At 72.8% G+C, this 1,657-nt stretch carries 3 protein-coding genes; 2 read left to right on the top strand and 1 reads right to left on the bottom strand.

All coding sequences use genetic code 11. The features are described from left to right. The first annotated feature begins 312 nt into the window (after positions 1–312). Positions 313–708: an ATPase gene (locus tag IJH84_RS00795; RefSeq protein WP_295139009.1), complete on the top strand. Its 396-nt coding sequence runs from the start codon at positions 313–315 to the stop codon at positions 706–708. A 208-nt stretch (positions 709–916) separates the two neighbouring features. Then, positions 917–1,348: a helix-turn-helix transcriptional regulator gene (locus IJH84_RS00790; protein WP_295139007.1), complete on the top strand. Its 432-nt coding sequence runs from the start codon at positions 917–919 to the stop codon at positions 1,346–1,348. A gap of 99 nt (positions 1,349–1,447) precedes the next feature. Here the strand turns inward: IJH84_RS00790 and IJH84_RS00785 are convergent. Then, positions 1,448–1,657 (bottom strand): hypothetical protein (locus IJH84_RS00785; protein ID WP_295139004.1); only part of this gene is annotated, 210 nt, incomplete at its 5' end.

Raw genomic sequence — 1,657 nt, 5'->3', positions numbered from 1 at the left:
AGCAGGCCGGGACCGCGCCGGGCGGTGCTCGACGCGATCGACCTGGAGCTGCACCACTGCGCCGAGCCCGCCACGTACGACTCGTTCGCGGGCGCTCGCGTGCCCCTGCCGCGGCAGGAGCCGCGTGCGCGGAACCTCGACCCGCTCTCCAGCTGACCGCGGTCGGCGGGTGAAGAGCACTTCACGTCCGTCTCAGCCGAACCTCATCAGCGGGTCCGAAGCTGGTTCTCGTCAGGACGCCAAGACCGCCGCGAGTCCCGGAGCAGCGCAGCTGCGAACCGGGCGTCGGCGGGTTCACGACGGAGGAGAACCATGCGCATCACTCGGCCCGGGAAGAAGCTGCTCGCGACCGCCGCGGTAATCGGCGCGCTCGGCGTGGGCGGCACCGGCGTCGCACTGGCCGGTGCTTCGCCCGCACCCGCACCTGCCCCGCAGCCGTTGCCGCCGGCTTGGGACGACGACTGGGACGATCTGCCGGGGCATCGCGACCTCGACGACGGCCCGCGAGACTCCGTGGACGACGTCCGCGAGGATGCCGACGACGATCGCAACGATCGGCTCGACGACCGCCGGGACGACGAGTTGCGCGATGACCGCGACGACGACCGGTACGAGCACCACGACGACCGCGACGACATCCCCGACGGCCCGCGCGAGCACCGCGACGACGACCCCGGCGCTGATCCGGACGACCTGCAAGACGACTGATCCGCCCAGGCCCGCTCGCTGATCACCTCCCGTCCCGCCGGTCCGATGGTTTCCCCGTCGTGCCACCGATGCCACCTACCCCCAGCAGGCGGCGTCAAGTAATCTCGACGCGGTACGGGAAACCTAAGCGGTTCCCGGCTGGCGCGTCAAGGAAAATCGACACGCCGCCCGGTGTGCGGTCGGTGTCGGCGGTAGGGATGTGGGGACTGTGGCGACCGAGGGCTTCGACGCGGAGGTCGGCGAGACCTTCAGCCAGCGGCTGCGCTGGCTGTTCGACAACGTGCCCGCGCCGGGCGCGGACAAGGACCGCCGCTGGGAGGTCCAGGAAGCTGCGGCGCGGGTGGGGGTCTCGCGGGCGACGCTGAGTGCGGTGCTCAACGGCCACCACGAGCCGAAGCTGCCGGTCGCGCGGGCACTGGCGGACTTGTTCGGCGTCGGTCTCGAGTTCTTCGACGCGACCGGCGCCGACGCCCGCCAGCACGTGCGGGAGGTCCAGGCGTTGGCACTGCTGGGCCGCGCCAACGTGGAGGAAATGGCGTTCCGGCACGGGCACGAGGTCGCCGCCGAGGACCTGGAGGTCTTCCTCAACGTGGCCAAGGCGCTGCGGTCCAAGCAGCAGCGCGACGATCCGGCGGAGTAGCCGTCGCACGCGAGGTCGCCGATGGCCGGACCCCTGATCCGTTCGCAGCGGCCGTCGATCCGAGCGACCGCGGCCCGGGCACCGGCTCACGACCGCAGGTCAGGCGGGAACCACCTCGCGCAGCAGCGCGCAGCGCCGCGCCCGCTGGATCGACTGCTGCCACGCCGCGGCGTCGTCGAGGCTGTCGCGCGTGGAGACTTCGAGGACCGGAGCGGTGCCCGCGTCCGCGCCCGGCGTCCCGGCGCGGCAGGCGCGCATCGCGGCCTCCAGCACGGCGGCGTGCACCAGGGCGGCCAGCTCGTCGCCCGT

Source organism: Saccharopolyspora sp., assembly GCF_017434145.1.
GTDB classification, from domain to species: Bacteria; Actinomycetota; Actinomycetes; order Mycobacteriales; family Pseudonocardiaceae; genus Saccharopolyspora_C; species Saccharopolyspora_C galaxeae.
The sequence above is the reverse complement of the archived record's forward strand: the minus strand, read 5'-3'. Positions and strand labels throughout refer to the sequence as shown.